The following is a 22,675-nucleotide window of genomic DNA, read 5'->3' as shown; positions in this document are numbered from 1 at the left end:
TATATCGCAGCGGGCGGATTGTGCGCTGCAAAAACGCAACGTCGGCCTAGCAGCACGGTGTGCGTGATTTTTTCAGCGGTGCGGGTGATTTTTACGATTAGCGCGATGCCGCGTTGTGGCAGCCTCCGGCGAAAGAACGGTGGCGCTGTCACAAAGCGGCGTCTACGCTGCAATTTCATCCGCGCGTCACCGACGTGCGGTGATGGCATAGGCGCGATGGCACATTTCTCGCTGTCAATGGCCCTCATGACCATGCAGCACCGTGCCGTTCCACCCACAACGGGAGACACCATGCAGGCCACCAAGCCGTCCGCCGATGCCTATGCCCGCCGCGCGCTGGCGCGTCTGATCCAGCCCCAGCCCACGGTCGACGCCATTGGCGCGGGCCTGACTTTCTACCAGCTCTTTACGGAAGACGACGCTGCCCTGCGTGCCGAGGCAGAGGCTGGCTTGCTCTCACCCGCGGCCAATATCAGCCCGAAGTTCTTCTACGATGCCCTCGGCTCGCGTCTGTTCGAAGCGATTACCGACCTGCCCGAGTATTACCCGACGCGCACCGAAGCCGCCATCTTCAGCCTGCACGGGGCCGAGATCGCGATGCGCGTAGGTCGCGGCGCCACGTTGATCGACCTGGGCGCCGGCAATTGCGAGAAGGCCGCACGCCTGTTCCGTACGCTTGCGCCGTCCCGTTATGTGGCGATCGACATCTCGGCAGATTTTCTGCGGGATACGCTGCGTGGGCTTGCGCGTCAGCATCCGCAATTGCCGATGGTCGGCATTGGCGCCGATCTGTGCGCACCGCTGGTGTTGCCTGATGCCGTGGGCGACGGGCGTCGCGTGTGGTTCTACCCTGGTTCGAGCCTTGGCAATTTCACGCCGGAAGAGGCGAGGGCATTTCTCTCACGCCTGCACGAGGCTTCCGCGCCTGGCGACAGCGTGCTGATCGGCATTGACCTTATCAAAGATGCCCACCGGCTCGAAGCCGCTTACGACGATCCGCTCGGTGTGACCGCCGCGTTCAACCTGAACGTGCTGCGCAACCTGAATCGGCTCTTGGGGGCGGATTTCGACGTGCGGGATTGGCGCCATGTCGCGCTGTACCGCTCAGAAGCCCATCGCGTTGAGATGCACCTAGAAGCTCGTCGCGATGTAACGGTGCGATGGGACAAGCAAGCCCGCGCCTTCGCCGCTGGCGACCGCATGCACACCGAGAACTCCGTCAAATACGACTTGGCGAGCCTGCAAGTGATGTTTGCCGATGCCGGGTTCGAGGATCTGCATGCCTGGACTGACACCGGCGGTGACTTTGCCGTCTGCCATGCGAGCGTAGGCCGTTAGGCGCGAGCGCGGCGCCTCCAGGCCGGTGCGATAATGGATCGATTCCTGCCCGAGGTTTGCCGCGATGGCTGAATTCTTCATGCTCCCCGATCCGACCTTCATCGGATCGCTTCCCGACTGGACCGACGGCCGCCGCTTGCCGCGCCAGGGCATCGCGCACAGCTTGGTCGATGCGCGCAACCGCACGCTGGCGCTGTTGTCGGCGTTTGGAGATACGCAGCGCGGCTGGCAGATTGAACGCGTGGAGCATCACGCTCCGCCGCTCTGGACACTCGGTCAACTGGCCTGGTTTGCAGAGTTCTGGTGCCTGCGCGAACCGCGGCGCAACGGCAGCGACACCATCGAAGACGGCGCCGGTACCGAGTGGGACTTGGCGCTGTGGCAAGCTACGCTGCCCGCCGCACTTGATGGCGCTGACGCCTTCTTCGACATGGATCGCATGCCGCCAGAAGCGTGCTGGGAGCTGACGCTGCCCGGCATTGCCGCAATCAAGCAGTATGCGCATGACGTGCTCGACCGCGTGCTGCGTAAGCTCGCCACGCTCGGCAGTGATGACGATGCGGCGCTCGAACCGTTCCGCTGGGCTGTGTTCCACGAAGATCTGCGCGCCGAACATCTGCACGGCCTGCTGCAGGTGTTGGGCCTGCAACCCGCTGGCCAGCCGCCGCTGGCCGCCGTGGCCGTGCCGGCTGCGCAGACACTGTCGTTGCCCGGCGGCCGCTTCCAGATGGGCTGGCCAGACGCCGATGGGTACTTCTTCGACAACGAGTGTCCACCGTACCGCACGTATGTGCCCGCGTTCGAGATCGATGCGCAGCCGGTCACGAATGGCCAATACCTGGAGTTCATCGAAGACCGCGGCTACGACCATCCGCAGTGGTGGTCGCCGGCCGGCATGGAGTGGCTGATGATGCAGGAGCGATCGGCGCCTCTCGGTTGGCAGCGCGATCCCGCCACGCGTACCTGGCAGGCACTGCGCTACGGTCAGGCGCGTACGATCAACCGCGACGAACCCGTGCGCCATGTGAGCCTGTACGAAGCCCAGGCGTGGTGCCGCTGGGCCGGCCGTCGCTTACCGACCGAAGACGAATGGGAGATGGCCGCGGTGCAGGGTCGGGCCGGCTTTCATTGGGGGCAGGTGTGGGAGTGGACGTCGTCGCCGTTCGAGCCGTATCCGGATTTTGTACCGGGCATGCCGCGCGGTCGTGTGGCGAGCCTGTCGGCGCCGCATTTCATGACGATGCAGGCGGTGCGGGGCGCTGCCGCACATACGCCGCAACGCACCCGTCACCCGCGTTTCCGGGGCTTCCTGCTGCCGGAGCGTGATGACGTCTTTGTCGGCTTCCGAACCTGCGCGCTGTGATGGAAGCCTTTTCGGGCACGACCGGCAAGTCGAGTCGCGATTGACCGGCGTTGCCCAAGAAGCAAAAAACCCCACGCTGTTAGACGTGGGGTTTTTTGTTGGCTGTCTGCTAAGGCCATCCGGAAAAGATGACCCTTCATCGATCATCGATCAACGATCGAAATCGCGCGAACGGCCCTTGCTGCCATAGCTGTCGCGGTTGCCGTCGCGATTGCCGTAGCTGCGACGCTGCGCGCCGTTGCCACCGTCGCCGAAGCGGCTGCCGCCGTTGTTGTCGCCGAAGCGACGCGGGGCGGCGCCTTCACGGTTGCCATCGCGATTGCCATAACCGCCACCGTTGCCGGTGCCGGCGCTGTTGCCGTAGCCACGGTTGCCGTCTTGCGTGCCTTGCGTACGCGCGGGGCGTTGTTGCCAGTCGCCACGGTTTTGCTGGCCTTGGCCATACGACGGACGCGGGGCGCGGTCGTCGCGGTTCCATTCACGTTGGGCGCCTTGGTAGCCGCCGCTGTTGCCGTTGCGGTCGTCGCGGCGCGGAGCAAAGCCGTCGCGGTCCCCGCCGAAGCTGCGTTGGAAGCGGCCTTCGTTGTTGCCGCTATTGCCACCGTTGCCACCTTGGCGTGCGCCGTAGCCTTCACGCTGGCCGCGATAACCGCCGCCATTACCACCGTTTCCGCGGTAGCCGCCACGGTCGCCGCCGGCACGCGGGCCACCAGTGCGGGGCTTGGCCGAGCGCTTCGGCTCCAGGCCCTCAACCACCGATGCGTCGATGCGGCGATCAACGAAGCGCTCGATACGGCGCCATTGGAACGTGTCGTTGTGGTTCACCAGGTTAATGGCGATGCCGCTGCGGCCCGCGCGGCCCGTACGGCCGATGCGGTGCACATAGTCTTCAGCTTGCTTGGGCAGGTCGAAGTTGACCACGTGCGTGATGTCCGGCACGTCGATGCCGCGGGCCGCCACGTCGGTGGCCACCAGCACGCGCAACTGGCCGCGGCGCAGCGCCGTCAGCGTACGGTTACGTGCGCCCTGATGCATGTCGCCGTGCAACGCGCCAGCGGAGAAACCGTGCTCGGTCAGGCGTTCGGCCAGCGAATCGGCATCGCGCTTGGTCGCCGTGAAAACGATGGCTTGCTTGAGCGACGCATCGCGCAGCAGGTGATCCAGCAGCTGCTGCTTGTGCGACATGTCGTCGGTGAAGTGCAGGCGCTCTTCGATGTTGCTTTGGTCGATCTTCGCGGCGGCGATTTCGATACGCTGCGGCTCGCGCATCATGCGCTCGGCCAGTTGCTCGATGCGGCGGTCCATCGTTGCCGAGAACATCAGCATCTGGCGCGTGGCCGGCGTGGCGCCGACGATGGCTTCGATGTCATCCGAGAAGCCCATGTCCAGCATGCGGTCGGCTTCGTCAAAGACGAGCATGTCGAGTGCCGACAGGTCGATGCGGCCCGAGTCGATGTGGTCCAGCAGGCGGCCAGGCGTGGCGATGATGATGTCCGGCATGCGTGCCAGCATGTCGAGCTGCTTCGGATAGGGCATGCCGCCCAAGATGCTCGCGCAGACGATGCGGCGCAGATGACGGCCGTATTGTGCGGTGGCTGTGGTTACTTGCAGGGCCAGTTCGCGCGTGGGCGTGAGCACAAGCAGCGACGGCTTGGCCGGTGCCGGGCGGGGGCGGCGGCCCTTCATGCGTTGCGGCGGGCCGTCCATGCGCGGACGCTGCGGCTCAGGCTGCTCGCTGATGCGCTGGATTGCCGGCAGAATGAACGCGGCGGTCTTGCCCGAACCGGTCTGGCTCGTGACCAACAGGTCGCGGCCCGACAGGCAGGCCGGAATGGCTTGCGCCTGAACTGGCGTCGGCGTGGTGTAGTTCACTTCACCCAGCGCACGGACGATGCGGTCGTCCAGGCCCAGTGCAGCAAAGGCGCTGGCACGGGTCGCGGTTTCGGCGATGAGATTTTCGGTATTGGTGTTGCTGGTTTCAGCGTGCGCAATAGCGCCGCTGCCGTCTTGAGGCTGCGTCATGTCGAATAGGTAGTAAGGCTGCCGCGCCGCTACATCAACGGATGCAGACGACGGAAATGGGATACGGCGACCGGTTAATCACGGGCGTCGGCGCCAATCGGATAAGGCCGGTTCGACAGACGGGCTGCAGAACGGACAGGCGGGGGAGTGGGCCGGCCTCAAGCTGAACAGGTCAGCGAGGTGGGGCGGCGGTCCCTTCGGCGTGATGTGAATCCACGCGGGAGATCGGAGACGATGCCAAGCACAATGGCAATCGGCTGCGCATGCATGCAACGGACGGGGATTCTGGCGATGACACTGATTTTGATACCAGCCATCGACCCACCGCGGACCGAAAAATACGGCAGTAAGCAGCCAAGCCACGAACTATAGCACGAATTTTTGCAGTGCGCAAAAATACCGGCGACACTGATGTACGTGCCCGCGCCGCCGCTTGCCCGATTGAACCCGCGGCCTATACTGAAAAGACCGGCCATGCTTACGGCCGGAAAGGGGCGGATGATGGAATTCCCGATGGCCTTCTCCAACCTGTACCTGTTGCTCGCCGTTTGCGTTGCGGGCGTGATCGGACTGGCGTCTGCGCCACTGGTGATCCGAGGTGCGCGAGTAGGGATCCGCGTGCTACTGACGATTATCGGGGTGCTGATCGGGCTGCTCGTGCTCGAAGCGCTGCCGGTGCTGATCTAGATGGCCCGGGGCCATCCGCAGCCATAGGCCCGCCCGTATGTGGCGGGCCTCGTTGTTTCGTGCGGGCAAAAAAACAAAAGCCAGGCGTGTTGCCTGGCTTTGTCGTATCTGCTGGTCCCGCCGACAGGAATCGAACCTGTATCTCACGCTTAGGAGGCGCGTGCACTATCCATTGTGCTACGGCGAGTGACCGACTCCCGGGTGACGCCAACGGCCGCCCGAGCGAGCCGCGATTCTACGCAATTTGCAGAGCCAAGACCAGAGAACCGCCGAAGCACAGGGCCGCGTCGGCAGCGGCTACCGACGCTATATGAAACGATGATGACGCCCCGGGTTTTGTAGGTTGTTGCCCACAGTCCAGATGTTCCTGTGAGGGGGCAAACGCTAAAGCGAACGAACGATCGGTCAAAGAATCAGATTTAAGTATTACGAACTTTCCACGGTTGTTCACGGAAGTTATGCTTCATCACCCCTTTCAGAAACCCCTAGGCGACCAACATGCTGACATCCGAAGAACGGGACGATCCGTGGACGGTGGAGCCGTCGCTGGAGAGTCTGCTTCCCAAGCATCGGCCCGGGACGATTGATCGACCGATCTATTTCCGTCACACCGATACCCCTGACGGCCACGTCATCAAGCAATTTCCTGACGGTTCACGCCAGCTCGTGCGCTTTGTCGGCCTCGAAGAGCAGGTCGTCAAACACTTTCTCTGAAATCCGTTTCCCGCCTCGGTAAGTCTTCGGCACATGTCGTAAGACATGATGTGTTGTGTTTCCTGACGATGCACTGAACTGGTGAGCGCTCTATCATTCGCAATTATTTTACGTAAGCGATTGATAAGTTCATGGGAAGTATGCAAGGGTTTGCGCCCGCCACGCTGCGGGCGCACAACCATGATGCTGGTCAGCAAATCGGCGCTGCGCCGACCGCCATCGACATGGTGGTGCCGTGGCCGGTGCGTGAATGGTCACCCGCGGTGGCGTTCGATGAGGCGGCTGCCATGCGGTCCGCGTTGGAGCGCGGCAATGTGCTGCACTTTCCCGCGCTCGATTTCCCACTTGATGCTGGGGAGCAGCGCTTTCTTGACGCACGCTGGTCTGACGGCAAGACGAAGAACATCAACCTGCGGGCAAATGAATCCAGCGTGCGCGGCGCCGTCGGGCAGCCTGCCGACCTGCGCGATCTCGCTACCCTGCTCCGGCGTTACGCTGATGCTGCCGAGCGCCTCGTGCTGACGCTGTTTCCCAGCTATGCCCCGCACCTGAAGCGGGCCGGCACGTCGTTGCGGCCAGCCGAGATTGCCGGGCGGCCAGTCAGCTGGCGTAAGGACGACACGCGCTTGCACGTCGACGCATTCCCGTCGAACCCGCTGCACGGCCAACGCCTCTTGCGTGTGTTCCATAACGTCGATCCGGATGCCCCGCGCGTCTGGCGCATCGGCGAACCCTTTGCCGACTTCGCCCAGCGGTTTGTGCCGAAAACACGTGGGATGCTGCCGGGACAATCGTGGCTGATGCACAAGCTGCATGTCACCAAACGCCCGCGCTCCGAATACGACCACCGCATGCTGCAGTTGCACGATCTCGCGAAGGCGGATCTGGCCTATCAGCGCCGGGCACCGCAGCAGACGTTCGAATTCGCGCCGGGTGCGACGTGGGTGGTCTTCAGCGACCAGACGCTGCATGCGGCGATGCATGGCCGCGCGATGATGGAGCAGACTTTCTATCTTGACCCAGCGGCGATTGCCGATCGCACCCATTCGCCCGAAGCTGTCCTGTCGCGCATGCTCAACAAGCCGATGCTGCCGGCCCAGCGCTGATAGCGCAAAGCAAAACGCCGCCTGACTGCACGGCGGCGTTGCCTGATTTCACCGTTGCGTTCAGTCGGCGACCTTGTCGCTCGGATACTTGAACGAATCCCGGAGCAGGAAGCTCATTGGAATATCCAGCTTTGCGCTGTGCGGCGGAATCGGCTGCTGGAACCACTTTTTGTAGAGCTTGTCGGCGTCGTAGTCGAGGATGATGTTGGTCATTGCGCGATCAACGAGGCGCTTGAATTCGGCGTCGTCCTTGCTGAGCATGATCGCGTAGGGCTCGACCGTCAGCATGTCGCCGACGACGGCGTAGTCGCTTGGCGTCTTGGTGTTGGCGCGGAAGCCATAGAGCAGCACGTCGTCCATCGCAAAGGCGTCCGCCTTGCCAGCTTCGACCATCGCAAACGATTCAGCGTGGTCCTTGGCTTCGAGAAACTTCATGTTCAGCACGCGCACGTCGTTCATCTTGCGCAGTTCCGCCACGCTGGTGGTGCCCTTGGTGGTGACGACGGTCTTGCCGCGCAAGTCATCCCATCTGCGGATACCTGACGAAGCCTTGACGATCATGCGGATGCCCGCGATGTAATGCGGGATCGTGAACGCCACTTTCTCGCGGCGTTCGCGGTTGTTGGTGGTCGAGCCGCATTCGAGGTCGGCTTTGCCCTCGATGATGGCCGGCATCCGCGTCGAAGGCGTGACCATCACATATTGCACTTTCAGATCAGGCCGCTTGAGGTCCGTGCGCAGCTTGTCGACCACGCGCAGGCACAGGTCGACGGCGTAGCCGACGGGCTTTTTATCGGCGTCGTAGAACGAGAAGGGTACGGAGCTTTCGCGGTAGGCGACGCGGACGGTGCCGGTATCGCGGATGCGATCAAGCACCGGCGTGGAGGACGCTAAGGCAGCGCCCGGTATGAAACTGGACAGCGAAGCGTAGAGCAGCACTGCAGCCGGCAGCGCGCGCGTGAAGAACGGCATGGTTGTATCCCCCGGAAAGAATCGGCGGCCCACTTTATCGTTATGCCCGGCTCGTGGCCGGAGGGCCTGCCGCATGATACGGCCCGGCGCAGCAACCTGCAGGGCTGTGCTTTTTTGGTGTTGTAAGCAGGCTGCAAGAGTGGATTTCACCGTCTAAAAATCCACGCGTGACGAGTGCATTGCAGTGGTGCGTGGCGCACACGCCGCGTGCGCGGCGCACCGCCTCAGCCTTTCGATCGGTGCAACGGACGCGCTTGCAGTGCATGCCTGAACCTTGCATGCGTTGCGGCAGTGCAAGGCCGCACCGGGCCTAGCGTTAGGCGTTTTTCCCTACCGGGTTTGTCCCGACTGCCCGAGACGGACGAGGGGCGCTATGCTCCGGCCATGTCTTGTTCGCAAGGCATCGAGGAGAGACTCTTCCGGCCCGCCGAAAGCGGGCCGTTTTCTTTGCTGCGCTCGTTCTCTAGCTCTGGTTCGGCAGCACATTGCCCGGCTGGGAAGACTGCCGCGGCCAGTTCGAGAACGCGAAAATCCACAGCGCTATCAGGTTCACCACCGGCACCAGCACAAGCAGGGCCCACCACGGTGAGAATCCGGTCCGCAGCAAGATCTGCCGCACCGGAATGCCTGCCACGATCAAGATGATCAACACCCCGAAGAGTCCGCGCATCGTCATTCCCCTTTCGTAACGGTATGGATGGCGCGGCCGGAAAAAGCGAGTCCGGCGGCACAAGCGTTATAGCACCGGCACCTGCAAGCGCAATGTCGCCGATGGACGAGGCGCGGGGCGACTACAATACGCGCCTTCCGGCCGCACGCGGTCTGCATCCTTTTCACTCCAGCATGGCCCTGTTTTCCATTACCGATGCGCAACTGGCGTTCGGCCACGTGGCGCTGCTCGACCACACCGATTTCTCGCTGGAGGCCGGCGAACGCGTTGGCCTGATCGGCCGCAACGGCACCGGCAAGTCGTCACTGCTCAAGATCGTGGCGGGTACGACCGCACCGGATGACGGCCTGATCGCCCGCCAGAGCGGCGTCACCTCGGCCTATGTCCCGCAAGAGCCCGAATTCGACCCCGAGCAGACCGTGGCCGAAGCCGTGGCGATGGGGGTGCCGCATGCCGCCGGCCTCCTTGCCGAATACGAAGCGCTGATCACCTCGATGGGCGATTCCCACGATGAAGACGTGCTGCACAAGCTGCAGGCATTGCAATCCCAGTTGGAAGCGGCAGACGCCTGGCAGTTGCGTACGCGTGTGGAGACGACCATCGCCCAGTTGGGGCTGCAGCCCGGCGCGCGCATTGGCTCGCTGTCTGGCGGCCTGACCAAGCGTGTGGCGCTGGCCCAGGCGCTGGTGGGCGCGCCCGACATCCTGTTGCTGGACGAGCCGACCAACCACCTCGACTACGACTCCATCCGCTGGCTCGAAGATTTGCTGCTGGCCTTCCGTGGCAGCGTGCTGTTCATCACGCACGATCGCGCGTTTCTCGACCGCGTGGCCACGCGCATCATCGAACTCGATCGCGGCAAGCTGCGTTCTTACCCCGGCAACTTCACGGCGTATCAGACGCGCAAGGCGCAGGAGCTGGAAGCCGAAGCGCTGGAAAACGCCCGCTTCGACAAGCTGCTCGCGCAGGAAGAAGTGTGGATCCGCAAGGGTGTGGAAGCGCGCCGCACACGCAGCGTTGGCCGCGTCGCGCGGCTGGAACAGATGCGTGTGGATCGTCAGGCGCGCCGCGAGGTGCAGGGCAACGTCAAGCTCGAAGTCTCGCAGGGCGACCGCTCCGGCAAGATCGTCGCCGAGCTGATCGACGTGACCAAGCGCTATGGCGACAAAACCGTCGTCGACAACTTCACCGCCACCATCATGCGCGGCGACAAGGTCGGCATTCTCGGCGCCAACGGCGTCGGCAAGACCACGCTGCTGAAGTTGATCCTCGGCGAACTCGCACCCGATTCGGGCACCGTGCGCAACGGCACCAATCTGCAGGTGGCCTATTTCGACCAGATGCGCGCGCAGTTGGACCTGAACCGGTCGCTCGCCGACACCATCAGCCCGGGCAGCGACTGGATCGAAGTCAACGGTCAGCGCAAGCACGTGATGAGCTATCTGGGCGATTTCCTCTTCCCGCCCGAGCGTGCACGCTCGCCGGTGGCCTCGCTGTCGGGCGGCGAGCGCAACCGGCTGCTGCTGGCGCGCCTGTTTGCCCGTCCGGCCAACGTGCTGGTGCTCGACGAGCCGACCAACGATCTGGACATCGACACGCTTGAACTGCTGGAAGAGCTGCTGCAGGAATACAGCGGCACGGTATTCCTGGTCTCGCACGATCGCGCCTTCGTCGACAACGTCGTCACCTCGGTGATTGCGGCAGAAGGCGAGGGCCGTTGGCGTGAATACGTGGGCGGGTTTTCCGATTGGCAGACGCAATCGGCGCGCTCGGCCAAAATGGCGCAAGCCGCCAAGCCCGTCGCTGAAGAGAAGAGGCCCGAGGTGGCCAAGTCGCGCGAGCGTGCCACGGTCAAGCTCAGCTACAAGGAGCAGCGCGAACTCGACGCGTTGCCCGCCACCATCGAAGCGCTGGAGGCGGAGCAGAAGCAGGTCGGCGGCGAACTGGAAGACGGCACGATCTACGGTCGCGACCCGGAGCGCGCGCAAAAGCTGGCCGAGCGCCACGAAGCCATCGAACTGGAACTGCTGGAGGCGCTGGAGCGCTGGGAAGCCCTCGAGGCCAAGCGCGCCGGCACGGTGTGACGCTGCAGTAACCACGCAATATGTCAGCGGGATGTCGACCGAATGTGGATTTCGGGTCGCATTCCAACGCTGATGATCCCTCCGCATTGTTGAGGACGGCTTCCTTTACAATGCGCGCTGCATTCCCGGTGCTTGGGGACAGACCCAAGCCTGGTCAGTTTTTCCGCCTTCCATGAGCAAAACCTCCCAATACAGCGAATCGTCGATCAAGGTCCTCAAGGGCCTGGAACCGGTCAAGCAACGGCCGGGCATGTACACGCGCACCGACAATCCCCTGCACATCGTGCAGGAAGTCATCGACAACTCCGCTGACGAGGCGTTGGGCGGCTACGGCAAGCTGATTGCCGTGACGCTGCACAAGGACGGCAGCGTAAGTGTCGAAGACGATGCGCGCGGCATTCCTGTGGGCATCCACCCCGAAGAGGGCGTGCCGGTGGTCGAGATCGTCTACACGCGCCTGCATGCCGGCGGCAAGTTCGACAAGGGCCGCGGCGGCGCATACGCGTTCTCCGGCGGCTTGCACGGCGTGGGCGTGTCGGTCACGAACGCGCTGTCGACGCGGCTGGAAGTAACGGTCTGGCGTGACGGCAATGTGTCGACGCTGGCGTTCTCCGGCGGCGACGTGATCGAACCGCTGACCACCCGCAAGGCCGAACGCGGCGAGAAGAAGAGCGGCACACGCGTGCGCGCGTGGCCCGACGCCAAGTATTTCGATTCCGAGAACATCCCTCAGGCCGAGCTGCAGCGCTTGCTGCGCAGCAAGGCGGTGCTGCTGCCGGGCGTGAAGGTCACCCTCACGCTGGAAAAAACCGGCGAGACGCTCGAATGGCAGTACGACCAAGGCCTGCGCGGCTATCTGGTCGAATCGCTTGCGCAGGGCAGCGGCGCCGAGCCGGTGATTCCCCTGTTTGAAGGCGAACACTTTGCCGACCCCGACAAGCTCGGCGAAGAAGGTTTTGCCTTCGGCGAAGGCGCGTCTTGGGTGGTGGCCTGGACGGAAGAGGGCTCCCCGGTGCGCGAATCGTACGTCAACCTGATCCCCACACCGGCCGGCGGCACGCACGAATCCGGTTTGCGCGAAGGCTTGTTCCAGGCCGTGAAGAGCTTTGTCGAGATGCACGCGCTCCTGCCAAAGGGCGTCAAGCTGATGTCCGAAGACGTGTTTGCGCGCGCTTCGTTCGTGCTGTCGGCCAAGGTGCTCGACCCGCAGTTCCAGGGCCAGATCAAGGAGCGCCTGAACAGCCGCGATGCGGTGCGGCTGGTCTCCACCTTTAGCCGTCCGGCGCTGGAGCTGTGGCTGAACCAGCACGTTGAGCACGGCAAGAAACTGGCCGAACTCGTCATCAAGCAAGCGCAGGCGCGTACACGTGCCGCGCAGAAGGTCGAGAAGAAGAAGGGCTCCGGCGTGGCCGTGCTGCCCGGCAAGCTGACCGATTGCGAGTCCGACGACGTGACCCGCAACGAGCTCTTCCTGGTGGAAGGCGACTCCGCTGGCGGCTCGGCCAAGATGGGCCGCGACAAGGAATTCCAAGCCATCCTGCCGTTGCGCGGCAAGGTGCTCAATACGTGGGAAACCGAACGCGACCGCCTGTTCGCCAACAACGAAGTGCACGACATTGCGGTCGCCATCGGCGTGGATCCGCACGGTCCGAACGATGCGGTCGACCTGTCGGGCCTGCGCTACGGCAAGATCTGCATCCTGTCCGATGCTGACGTGGACGGCGCGCACATCCAGGTGCTGCTGCTCACGTTGTTCTTCAAGCACTTCCCGCAACTGATCGATCGCGGGAACGTATGCGTGGCCCGGCCGCCGCTGTATCGTGTCGATGCCCCCGCGCGCGGCAAGAAGCCGGCGCAGAAGCTCTACGCGCTGGACGACGGCGAGCTGGAAGCCATTGAAGACAAGCTGCGCAAGGACGGCGTGAAGGAAGGCGCCTGGCAGATTTCCCGCTTCAAGGGCCTGGGCGAAATGAGCGCCGAGCAGCTCTGGGAAACCACCATGAACCCCGACACGCGCCGCCTGCTGCCCGTGGCGCTGGGCGAACTGGGCCAAGACCAGACCATCAACATGATGAACATGCTGATGGGCAAGGGCGAAGCCGGCGCGCGCCGCACATGGCTGGAAGCGCGCGGCAACGAAGTCGAAGCCGATATTTGATCGCTGACCGACAACGATGAAGCTGTTTGCACGTTTCGCACTCGCATTGACGGCGCTGGCCCTGGTGGCCAGCCAGCCGGCGCGGGCGGACGTCTACGGCTACATCGATGAAAACGGTCTCGCGCATTTCGCTGCCGAACGATTGGACGATCGCTACGTGCTGTTTATGAAGGGCGCCGCGGTGGCGAGCAAGGGTGACGACAAGGCCAAGGACGACAGCGCCATCGCCCTGCCGGCAACCGAGCTGCCCGATGCCGATGCGTACCTCAACGCCAGCAAGCGCGATGCACTCGACAACGCGGCCGGCATGCGCCAGCGCCTGGTGCGCGCGGTGCTGCAGCATCCGAACGTGCCGACGGTGGAGCCGTTGATCCGCCAAGCCGCCAGCAAGCACGGCATCGACCCCGCGCTGGTGAAGGCCGTGATTGCCGCTGAATCGGGTTTCAACCCGCAGGCCGTGTCGCCCAAGGGGGCAATCGGGCTGATGCAGGTGATTCCGGACACCGGCGCGCGTTACGGCGTGACCGGCGACGCCCGCCGCACGGCTGCACAGAAGCTGGCCGACCCGAAGACCAACATCACCACCGGCGTGCGTTACCTGAGCGATCTGCTGCGCATGTTCTCGGGCAACCTTGAGCTTGTGCTGGCTGCCTACAACGCGGGCGAAGGTGCGGTGCAGAAGCACGGCAACGATATTCCGCCGTACGCCGAGACACAGAACTACGTGAAGACGGTGCTGCAGTTCTATCGCTACTACAACCCCGTTGCCGCCGTGCCCGGGTTGATGAACGTGAGCGCCAACGGCGTCATCGCCACGCGCAAGCCGGGCCGCACGGGCCGGCCCGCACGCATCGAACTCGTATTGGACCCGGCCACCGGCGTGGCCACGAACCTACCCCAACATTGATCCCGGCGGCGCCGCCACGTTGAAGCGCGCCGCTTTCGCTTGAGCCTCCATGGAACAACAAGACATCCTCTTCGACCCCAGCGAGCCGGCCGAAGCGCTCACGCTTGGCGCCTATGCCGAGCGCGCCTATCTCGACTACGCCATCAGCGTGGTCAAGGGCCGCGCGCTGCCCGAGGTGGCCGATGGCCAGAAGCCGGTGCAGCGCCGCATCTTGTTCGCGATGCACGAGATGGGCCTGCGCTCCGATGCCAAGCCGGTCAAGTCGGCGCGCGTGGTGGGCGACGTGCTGGGTAAATACCACCCGCACGGCGATCAATCCGCCTACGACGCGCTGGTGCGCCTGGCGCAGGATTTCTCGCTGCGCTACCCGCTGATCGACGGGCAGGGCAACTTCGGCTCGCGCGATGGCGACGGTGCGGCGGCGATGCGCTACACCGAAGCGCGCCTCACGCCCATCTCGCGTCTGCTGCTCGAAGAGCTGGACCAGGGCACGGTCGATTTCATCCCGAACTACGACGGTTCGATGGATGAGCCGAAGCTGCTGCCGGCGCGCCTCCCGTTCGTGCTGCTTAACGGCGCATCGGGCATTGCGGTGGGGATGGCCACGGAGATCCCGTCGCACAACTTGCGCGAAGTGGCGAATGCCACCGTGGCGCTCATCCGAGACGACAAGCTCACCAGCTCCGATCTGATGCAGTACATGCCGGGGCCGGACTTTCCGGGCGGCGGTCAGATCATCTCGTCTGCAGCTGACATTGCACAGGTGTATGAGAGCGGTCGCGGCAGCCTGAAGGTGCGCGCGCGCTGGAAGATCGAAGAGCTCGCGCGCGGCCAGTGGCAGCTCGTGGTGAACGAATTGCCGCCGAACACCTCGTCGCAGAAGGTGCTGGAAGAGATTGAAGAGCTGACGAACCCGAAGGTGCGCACGGGCAAGAAGTCGTTGTCGCCGGATCAGCTCACCATGAAGCAGACCATGCTGGGTCTGCTCGATGCCGTGCGCGACGAGTCCGGCAAGGACGCCCCGGTGCGCCTCGTGTTCGAGCCCAAGAGCAAGAACATCGACCAGCAGGAATTTGCCAACACGCTGCTGGCACATACGTCGCTGGAATCGGGTGCGGCCATCAACCTGGTGATGATCGGCACGGATGGCCGCCCGCGCCAGAAGGGGCTGGCCGAGATCCTGCGCGAGTGGATTACCTACCGCTTTGCCACGGTCACGCGCCGCACCCGCCATCGTCTGGGCAAGGTGGAAGACCGCATCCACATCCTCGAAGGCCGCCAGCTGGTGCTGCTGCGCATTGAGGATGTGATCCGCATCATCCGAGAGAGCGAGGAACCCAAGGCCGCGCTGATCCAGGTGTTCAACCTGAGCGACCGCCAGGCCGAAGACATCCTGGAAATCCGCCTGCGCCAACTCGCACGCCTGGAAGCCATCAAGATCGAGCAGGAACTGAAAAACCTGCGCGAAGAACAGGGCGAGCTGGACGTGCTGCTGAAGTCCGAGACCATGATGCGCCGTCGCATCATCAAGGAGATCGAGACCGACGCGAAGCAGTACGGCGACGACCGCCGCACCTTCATCCAGGAAGAGCGCCGCGCCGCTGCTGAAGTGAAGGTCGTTGATGAACCCGTCACGGTGATCGTCTCGCAGAAGGGCTGGGTGCGTACGCGCCAGGGCCACGGCCACGACGCCACGCAGTTCGCCTTCAAGGCGGGCGACACGCTGTACGACACGTTTGAATGCCGCACCACCGATGCGCTGCTGATCTTCGGCACGCGCGACGACAAGGGCACGGGTCGCGTCTATTCCGTGGCCGTGGCGAACCTGCCTGGCGGCCGTGGCGACGGCGTGCCGCTGACGACGCTGATCGAACTCGCGCCGGGCACGCACATCGCCCACACGTTCGCGGGCCATGCCGAACAGAACCTGGTGATCTCCACGCGCGGCGGCAACGGCTTCCTGGCCAAGGTGGGCGATATGGTCGGCCGCCAGAAGGCCGGCAAGGCGTTCCTGACGCTGGACGAGGGCGATCAACCGAACAAACCGGCGCCGGTGCCGGCCGACGCTTATGGCGTGGCGTGCCTGTCCGAAGGCGGCCGCATGCTGCTGTTCCAGATCAGCGAGTTGAAGACGCTCGCCAGCGGTGGCCGGGGCGTGATCCTGATGGAGCTGGAGAAGAACGAAACGCTGCTTCAGGCGGTGGCCTTCGGTGCAGCGGGCTTCGTGCTGTCGGGCACTGGCCCACGCGGCGGCAAGGCCGTTGAGCAGACCATGACGACCCGCGCGCAAGAGCCGTACGCCGGCAAGCGCGCACGCAAGGGCAAGACGCTGGAGCCCAAGCTGCGCGATCCGAAGCTCTCGTTGCCCAAGCCCGCGCCGGACGCCGCCTGAACCCATGAGCGATCCGACCGCCGCGCCTGAAGCCAACATCGCAGCAAACATTCCGTCCTGCAGCAAGCTCTTCACCGAGTTTGCGCGGATGGGCCTGTCGGGCTTCGGCGGCGTGCTGCCCTTTGCGCGCGCCGGCATTGTCGATCGCAACCGCTGGCTCTCCAACACGGAGTTCGCCGAGCTGCTGAGCCTGGGCCAGGTGTTGCCCGGCCCGAACATCGTCAACCTCTCGGTCATGCTGGGCTACCGCTATCACGGCGTGCGCGGCGCCGCGGCCGCCATGGGTGGCCTGGTGCTGGTGCCCGCGGTGCTGTTGCTGCTGATCGTCATGCTGTACGACCATTACAGCGCGCTGTCGGTGGTGCAGAACCTGCTCAAAGGCATGGCGGCCGTGGCCGCGGGGCTGGTGCTCTCCACGGCGGTCAAGCTGGCGCAAGGGCAGTCGCGTACCTGGCGTGCCATCGGCATCGGCTTGGCCGTGTTTCTGACGATTGGCGTGCTGCAATGGCCGCTGCTGCCAGTCATGCTCGTGCTGATTCCCCTCGCGCTGGTACTGGAGTGGAGGGCTACGCGATGAGCTACCTCACCACCGTCTTCGATCTGTTCTGGCACTTTCTGGTGCTGTCGTTTCTCGCCATCGGCGGGGCCAGTTCGACGCTGCCCGACATGCACCGTTTCCTGGTCGACACGCGGCATTACATGACAAGCGAGCAATTGAGCGCCATGTACGCCATCTCGCAGGCGGCCCCGGGCCCCAATGTGCTGTTCGTGGAGTTGTTCGGCTGGCAGGCGGCGGGTCTGGGCGGTGCAATCGCATCGCTGGTCGGCATCTGCGGGCCGTCGTGCGTGATTGCTGCCGTCATCGCGCGCGTCATGGACCGCAAGCCCGATGCGCGCTGGATTGCGCTGGTCCGTCGCGGCCTCGCACCGCTCACGATCGGCCTGCTGTTCTCCACCGGCTGGGTGCTCGCACGCGGCGCAGACAGCAGTTTCAGCACCATCGCGCTGACCGTGGCGACGGTCGTGGCGTGCACCTTCACCCGCGTCCACCCGCTGGTGCTGGTGGGACTGGGGGCATTGGTCGGCGGCATGGGCTGGGTGTAGCGCCGGTGCCGCAGGGCTAGCGAAATCCAAGGCGGACGCGTGTCCGCCTTTTTCTTTGGGCGCCTTGCGGCACATGCGCGGCACTGTTCCTCGGGAATACCCCAATGCCATCGATAATGTATATACAACAACATATATGGATACGCGATGTTGTCTGTATATGGCTTCGCGTCTGATCGACGCATGCGTCGAGCCCGGACCGGCCCCGCAGGCAACCTCGCCGACATAAAGAGGAGACAGTTTGGAACACCTTCAACGCAACCTGCGCGCGCGGCATATCCGCTTTCTCGCGCTCGGTTCGGCCATCGGCACGGGCCTTTTCTATGGCTCCGCTTCGGCCATCCAGCTGGCCGGGCCGGCCGTGATCCTCGCGTACATCATCGGCGGCGCGGCCGTCTACATGGTCATGCGCGCGCTCGGTGAGATGGCGGTGCGCCAGCCGGTTTCCGGCTCGTTCGGGCGCTACGCGCGCGACAACCTCGGCCCGCTCGCCGGCTTTCTCACCGGCTGGACGTACATCCTCGAAATGGTGATCGTCTGCCTGGCCGACGTGACCGCCTTCGGCATCTACATGGGCTTCTGGTTTCCCGAGGTGCCGCAATGGATCTGGGTGCCGGGCATCGTCATGCTCATCTGCGGCCTGAACCTCTGCAACGTCAAGGTGTTCGGCGAGATGGAATTCTGGCTCGCGCTGATCAAGATCGTGGCCATCGGCGCCATGATCATCGGCGGCACCGTCATCCTGTTCCTCGGCGTGAAGATGAACGGCGAGCACGCGTCGGGCCTGAGCAATCTCTGGTCGCACGGCGGTTTCCTGCCGCACGGCGTGGGCGGCCTCGTGGCGTCGTTTGCCGTGGTGATGTTTGCGTATGGCGGCGTCGAGATCATCGGCATCACCGGCGGCGAGGCGCAGAACCCCGACAAGGTCATCCCGAAGGCCATCAATGCCGTGCCGGCACGCATCCTGTTGTTCTACGTGCTGACCATGTGTGTGCTGATGGCGATCTTCCCGTGGACGGGCATCGACGGCCAGGGCAGCCCGTTCGTGCAGATCTTCTCGGGGCTGGGCATCCAGTCTGCGGCAGCGATCCTGAACCTCATCGTCATTTCGGCGGCCATTTCGGCCATCAACAGCAACATCTTCGGCGCGGGCCGCATGATGTACGGCATGGCCGAGCAGGGCCAGGCGCCGCGCATCTTTGCGGCCACGTCGCGTCACGGTGTGCCCTGGGTGACGGTGCTGTTCATGGCCGGTGCGCTGCTGGGCGGCGTGGTGCTGAACTACCTGATCCCCGAAAACGTCTTCGTGATCATCGCGTCGATCGCCACGTTCGCGACCGTCTGGGTCTGGCTGATGATCCTGCTCTCGCAGGTGGCCATGCGCCGTCGCCTGTCGGCCGAAGAAGTGCGTGCGCTCAAGTTCAAGGTGCCGCTGTGGCCCGTGGGGCCGGCACTCGCCATCGCGTTCATGCTGTTCGTGATCGGCGTGCTGGGCTACATGGAAGACACCCGCGTGGCGCTGTACGTTGGCGCAGGCTGGGTGCTGCTCATGTCGACAGCATGGTATCTGCGCGTGAAGCCCAACGCAGCAGCCGTTCTGGCTGAAGAGGCAAGCGGGGTGTGAGCCCGGCCCGCCCGCAAAGAGAAGACAAGACAAGTTTCGGAGACACCCCATGTCGAACCACACCTCTGCGCCGTCCTACGCCGGCCGCGCTGGCGCGCAGGCGACCGGCCATGCGCAACCGCTGTCACACACGCGGGCCATTGCCGCCATCACCATCGGCAACGGCCTGGAGTTCTATGACTTCGTGGTCTACAGCTTCTTCGCCACGCTGATCGGCCGGCTGTACTTTCCCGTCGGCAACGCGACCGGCCAGTTGCTGATGTCGTTCGCCACCTTCGGCGTGGGTTTCCTGATGCGTCCGCTCGGCGGTCTGCTGATCGGCATGTACGCCGATCGCGCAGGCCGCAAGCCCGCCGTGGCGCTCACGTTGTGGCTGATGGGCCTGTCGTCGCTCGTCTTTGTCGTCACGCCCACCTACGCCCAGATCGGCATCCTCGCGCCCATGCTCGTCGTGCTGGCGCGGCTGGTGCAGGGCTTTGCCATCGGCGGCGAGATGGGCGCTTCGACTGCGCTGCTGCTGGAATATGCCGACGATCGCTCGCGCGGCTTCTATACGAGCTGGCAGCCGTTCAGCCAGGGGCTGGCAGCGCTGTTCGGCGCGCTGGTCGGCCTGCTGTTGAGCAATGTGCTGGCACCGGCAGCGCTGGAGTCGTGGGGCTGGCGCTTGGCGTTCGTCATCGGCATTCTCGTCATCCCGGTCGGCCTGATCATCCGCCGCCGTCTGGAGGAAACCGCCGCACCGCCCAGCACGCGCGAGGCGGACGCCACGCTGCCGTTGCTGCGCGAACACCGTCGTGCGCTGATCGCCAGCATCCTGCTGATGATCGGCGTGGCGTCGTCCACGTACATCATCGTCTACTACCTCAGCAACTACGCCGTGAGCGTGCTGCACATGCCGCTGTCGCTGGGGATCTGGGCGGCGTGCATTGCGGCGCTGGTGCAGGTGGTGCTGTCGCCGTTCGCCGGCCGGCTGGCCGACCGCGTCGGGCGCCGCAAGGTGGTGCTGTGGTCGCGCGTTGCACTGCTGGCGATGATCTATCCGGCCTTCGCACTCATCAACGCAGACCCATCGCTCGCCCGGTTGCTGATCGTGGTCGGCTGCCTGTCGGTGCCGATGTCGATGACCTCGCCGGCATCAATGGTGCTCGTGAGCGAGGTGCTGCCGCAGCGGCTGCGCGCCACGGGGCTGTCGATCGCCTACTGCGTGGCCATTGCCATCTTTGGCGGCTTCGCGCAGTTCTTCTCGACCGAGCTGATCCACCTCACGGGCAATGCCAACGCGCCGGCGTTCTACGTGATCGGCTGCGGCCTGGTCTCGCTGATCGGTCTGGCGATGGTGCCCGAGACGCTCGGCCGCCGCCTGTCGTAACGCTCAGTCCACGCCAACGAAACCGCCGGTCTGGTGCGCCCACAGCCGCGCATACAGGCCGCCGTGTTCCAGCAACTCCGCGTGCGTGCCGCTCTCGACGATGCGGCCACCGTCGAGCACCACCAACCGGTCCATGCGCGCGATGGTCGAGAGCCGGTGCGCAATGGCAATCACGGTCTTGCCCTGCATCAGCGTTTCCAGGCTTTCCTGGATGGCGGCTTCCACTTCCGAATCCAGCGCTGACGTGGCTTCGTCCAGGATCAGGATCGGCGCGTCCTTGAGCAGCACGCGCGCAATCGCGATGCGCTGCCGCTGACCGCCCGAGAGCTTCACCCCGCGTTCACCCACCAGCGCATCAAAGCCGCGTCGCCCTTGCACATCGGATAGCTGCGGGATGAACTCGTCGGCGCGCGCACGATGCACGGCCTGCATCAGCTCCGCCTCGGTACTGTCGGGTTTGCCGTAGCGCAGGTTGTCGCGAATGGAGCGGTGCAGCAGCGATGTGTCCTGCGTGACCATGCCGATCTGCTCGCGCAGGCTCTCTTGCGTCACGGCTGCAATGTCCTGGCCGTCGACGAGAATCCGGCCGCGCTCCACGTCGTACAGGCGCAGCAGCAGATTCACCAGCGTCGATTTGCCCGCACCCGACGGGCCAACCAGGCCGATCCGTTCGCCGGGGTGCACCACGAGATCCAGCCCTTCGATCACGCCGCTGCCCTTGCCGTAGTGAAAGCCGACGTGCTCGAAGCGTACTTCGCCCCGCGTCACGTGCAGCGGCTTGGCATCGAGCTGGTCGATCACGGCGCGCGGCAGCGCGATGGTCTGCATGCCGTCCTGCACCTGCCCGACGTTTTCAAAGATGCCGTTGACCACCCACATGATCCAGCCCGACATGTTGTTGATGCGGATCACCAGCCCCGTCGTCAGCGCAATGGTGCCGGCGCTCACCCGGCCCTCGCTCCACAGCCATAGCGCGAGCGCCGATGTGCCGACAATCAGCAGGCCGTTCATGGCCGTGATGGTGAAATCCATGCCGCTGATCATGCGGCCGGACAGGCGCGTCTTGTCCGTCTGCTCGGCCATGGCGTCGCGCGCATAGCTTTCTTCGTGCTGCGTATGCGCGAACAGCTTGAGCGTGGTGATGTTGGTGTAGCCGTCAACGATGCGGCCCATCAGCTTGGAGCGCGACTCCGTGGCGATGACCGAGCGCGCCTTCACGCGCGGCACGAAGTAGCTCAGGGCCGCGACGTAGCAGCCAATCCACACCAGCAGCGGCACCACGAGCCACCAGTCGGCCCTGGCGAACAGCACCATCGCACTGATCGCGTAGATCACGACATGCCAGAGCGCATCCACGGATTGCACGGCGGAATCGCGCAGCGAAAAACCGGTCTGCATGATGCGCTGCGCAATGCGGCCCGCAAAGTCGTTCTGGAAGAACGTCAGGCTCTGCTTGAGCACGTAGCGGTGGTTCTGCCAGCGGATCAGGTTCGACAGGTTCGGGTTGATGACCTGATGCACGAGCACGTCGTGCAGCCCGAAGATGACCGGCCGCGCGATCAGCGCCACAAAGGCCATCCACAGCAGTTCGTTCCGGTGGCGGCCGAAGAACGCGGGGCCGGGTGTCGCCTGGATCATGTCGACGATGCGGCCGAGGAAGTCGAACAGCGCGACTTCAATCAGCGCGCCCAGCAACCCCACGACCAGCAGGAACGCGAAGACGCCGCGCACTTCGCGCAGGAAGTAGGCGTAGAAGCGCCAGACATTGGCCGGAGGCTGTGTGTCGGGCAGGGGGCGGAACGGATCGATGAGCTTTTCCAGGCGGCGCAGCAGCATGTCGGGTCGGGGGTGAACAGGAGACCGACGCCCCAGGGCGGGACGTGCGCGGAAGAGCCGCCCATGATACGCGCGTGAAAGTGCCCATGTTGGCGGGGTGGCTTACGGAGTGCTGGGCTCGGCGATCGGCGTTCAGAACGCCGTGCGTGAGGTTTTGAACTCGACGATTGGGGTTCCGAACGCCACGCGTGGGGTTGTTGAACTCCGCAATTGGGGTTCAGAACGCGACGTGTGAGGTTTTGAACCCGGCGATTGGCGTTCAGAACGCGACGCGTGAGGTTTTGGACCCGGCGGTTGGGGTTCAGAACGCGACGCGTGAGGTTGTCGAA

The 22,675-nt window shown here is 64.4% G+C and carries 17 protein-coding genes, 1 tRNA gene and 2 pseudogenes; 15 read left to right on the top strand and 5 right to left on the bottom strand.

The genetic code is table 11. The annotated features are described in order from the left end of the window. Positions 1 to 291: 291 nt before the first annotated feature. Positions 292 to 1,338, top strand: a complete 1,047-nt coding sequence (egtD, locus tag NG898_RS15035; RefSeq protein ID WP_252693097.1) for an L-histidine N(alpha)-methyltransferase — start codon at positions 292 to 294, stop codon at positions 1,336 to 1,338. 64 nt (positions 1,339 to 1,402) lie between these two features. Continuing rightward, on the top strand, positions 1,403 to 2,701 hold the full coding sequence (locus tag NG898_RS15030) for an ergothioneine biosynthesis protein EgtB (protein ID WP_252693095.1): 1,299 nt from the start codon (positions 1,403 to 1,405) through the stop codon (positions 2,699 to 2,701). Positions 2,702 to 2,851: 150 nt separating this feature from the next. Here NG898_RS15030 and NG898_RS15025 read toward each other — a convergent pair whose 3' ends face one another. Next, the gene (locus NG898_RS15025; protein ID WP_252693093.1) at positions 2,852 to 4,723 is read right to left on the bottom strand and encodes a DEAD/DEAH box helicase; all 1,872 of its coding nucleotides are present in this window, start codon (positions 4,721 to 4,723) and stop codon (positions 2,852 to 2,854) included. Positions 4,724 to 5,221: 498 nt separating this feature from the next. On the opposite strand from NG898_RS15025, the gene NG898_RS15020 reads away from it, so the two are divergent. Continuing rightward, on the top strand, positions 5,222 to 5,410 hold the full coding sequence (locus NG898_RS15020; RefSeq protein WP_315862498.1) for a hypothetical protein: 189 nt from the start codon (positions 5,222 to 5,224) through the stop codon (positions 5,408 to 5,410). A gap of 112 nt (positions 5,411 to 5,522) precedes the next feature. On the opposite strand, the gene NG898_RS15015 is transcribed toward NG898_RS15020, so the two are convergent. Continuing rightward, positions 5,523 to 5,597 (bottom strand) — tRNA-Arg (locus NG898_RS15015). 311 nt (positions 5,598 to 5,908) lie between these two features. Between NG898_RS15015 and NG898_RS15010 the strand changes: the two genes are divergently transcribed. Next, the gene (locus NG898_RS15010) at positions 5,909 to 6,124 is read left to right on the top strand and encodes a hypothetical protein (RefSeq protein WP_024976225.1); all 216 of its coding nucleotides are present in this window, start codon (positions 5,909 to 5,911) and stop codon (positions 6,122 to 6,124) included. A 131-nt stretch (positions 6,125 to 6,255) separates the two neighbouring features. Continuing rightward, positions 6,256 to 7,230, top strand: a complete 975-nt coding sequence (locus tag NG898_RS15005; RefSeq protein WP_252693090.1) for a Kdo hydroxylase KdoO — start codon at positions 6,256 to 6,258, stop codon at positions 7,228 to 7,230. A 60-nt stretch (positions 7,231 to 7,290) separates the two neighbouring features. Here the strand turns inward: NG898_RS15005 and NG898_RS15000 are convergent, their stop codons facing one another. Beyond that, positions 7,291 to 8,202 (bottom strand): amino acid ABC transporter substrate-binding protein, encoded by a 912-nt coding sequence (locus NG898_RS15000; RefSeq protein WP_252693088.1) that lies wholly within the window; start codon positions 8,200 to 8,202, stop codon positions 7,291 to 7,293. A 463-nt stretch (positions 8,203 to 8,665) separates the two neighbouring features. Beyond that, positions 8,666 to 8,872 (bottom strand): hypothetical protein, encoded by a 207-nt coding sequence (locus NG898_RS14995; protein WP_252693452.1) that lies wholly within the window; start codon positions 8,870 to 8,872, stop codon positions 8,666 to 8,668. A gap of 23 nt (positions 8,873 to 8,895) precedes the next feature. Here NG898_RS14995 and NG898_RS26235 point away from each other — a divergent pair. The 10 genes and pseudogenes from NG898_RS26235 to NG898_RS14955 all read left to right on the top strand — a co-directional run. Then, positions 8,896 to 9,876: pseudogene (locus tag NG898_RS26235) on the top strand (ABC-F family ATP-binding cassette domain-containing protein); the annotation flags it as partial. A gap of 204 nt (positions 9,877 to 10,080) precedes the next feature. Beyond that, positions 10,081 to 10,392 (top strand): annotated as a pseudogene (locus NG898_RS26230) (ATP-binding cassette domain-containing protein); the annotation flags it as partial. Between the two features lie 258 nt (positions 10,393 to 10,650). Continuing rightward, the gene (locus tag NG898_RS26225; protein ID WP_420803701.1) at positions 10,651 to 10,956 is read left to right on the top strand and encodes a hypothetical protein; all 306 of its coding nucleotides are present in this window, start codon (positions 10,651 to 10,653) and stop codon (positions 10,954 to 10,956) included. Positions 10,957 to 11,128: 172 nt separating this feature from the next. Continuing rightward, positions 11,129 to 13,114, top strand: a complete 1,986-nt coding sequence (locus NG898_RS14985) for a DNA topoisomerase IV subunit B (protein ID WP_252693084.1) — start codon at positions 11,129 to 11,131, stop codon at positions 13,112 to 13,114. A gap of 16 nt (positions 13,115 to 13,130) precedes the next feature. Continuing rightward, positions 13,131 to 14,021 carry a lytic transglycosylase domain-containing protein gene (locus NG898_RS14980; protein ID WP_252693082.1) on the top strand — a complete coding sequence of 297 codons (891 nt, stop codon included), beginning with the start codon at positions 13,131 to 13,133 and terminating at the stop codon, positions 14,019 to 14,021. Between the two features lie 49 nt (positions 14,022 to 14,070). Beyond that, positions 14,071 to 16,413 (top strand): DNA topoisomerase IV subunit A, encoded by a 2,343-nt coding sequence (gene parC / locus NG898_RS14975; protein WP_252693081.1) that lies wholly within the window; start codon positions 14,071 to 14,073, stop codon positions 16,411 to 16,413. Positions 16,414 to 16,417: 4 nt separating this feature from the next. Next, the gene (locus tag NG898_RS14970) at positions 16,418 to 16,990 is read left to right on the top strand and encodes a chromate transporter (protein ID WP_252693079.1); all 573 of its coding nucleotides are present in this window, start codon (positions 16,418 to 16,420) and stop codon (positions 16,988 to 16,990) included. Next, positions 16,987 to 17,517, top strand: coding sequence for a chromate transporter (locus NG898_RS14965; RefSeq protein ID WP_147214159.1), 531 nt, complete (start codon positions 16,987 to 16,989; stop codon positions 17,515 to 17,517). Before NG898_RS14970 ends, NG898_RS14965 begins: the two co-directional genes overlap by 4 nt. 241 nt (positions 17,518 to 17,758) lie before the next feature. Beyond that, positions 17,759 to 19,141: an amino acid permease gene (locus NG898_RS14960; protein ID WP_252693077.1), complete on the top strand. Its 1,383-nt coding sequence runs from the start codon at positions 17,759 to 17,761 to the stop codon at positions 19,139 to 19,141. A 49-nt stretch (positions 19,142 to 19,190) separates the two neighbouring features. Then, positions 19,191 to 20,510, top strand: coding sequence for an MFS transporter (locus NG898_RS14955; RefSeq protein WP_252693075.1), 1,320 nt, complete (start codon positions 19,191 to 19,193; stop codon positions 20,508 to 20,510). A gap of 3 nt (positions 20,511 to 20,513) precedes the next feature. Here NG898_RS14955 and NG898_RS14950 read toward each other — a convergent pair whose 3' ends face one another. Continuing rightward, on the bottom strand, positions 20,514 to 22,346 hold the full coding sequence (locus tag NG898_RS14950) for an ABC transporter ATP-binding protein (protein ID WP_252693073.1): 1,833 nt from the start codon (positions 22,344 to 22,346) through the stop codon (positions 20,514 to 20,516). Positions 22,347 to 22,675: the final 329 nt, after the last annotated feature.

Origin of the sequence: Ralstonia mojiangensis (genome assembly GCF_023955645.1) — a bacterium.
In the GTDB taxonomy this organism is placed as follows: Bacteria; Pseudomonadota; Gammaproteobacteria; order Burkholderiales; family Burkholderiaceae; genus Ralstonia; species Ralstonia mojiangensis.
The sequence above is the reverse complement of the archived record's forward strand: the minus strand, read 5'-3'. Positions and strand labels throughout refer to the sequence as shown.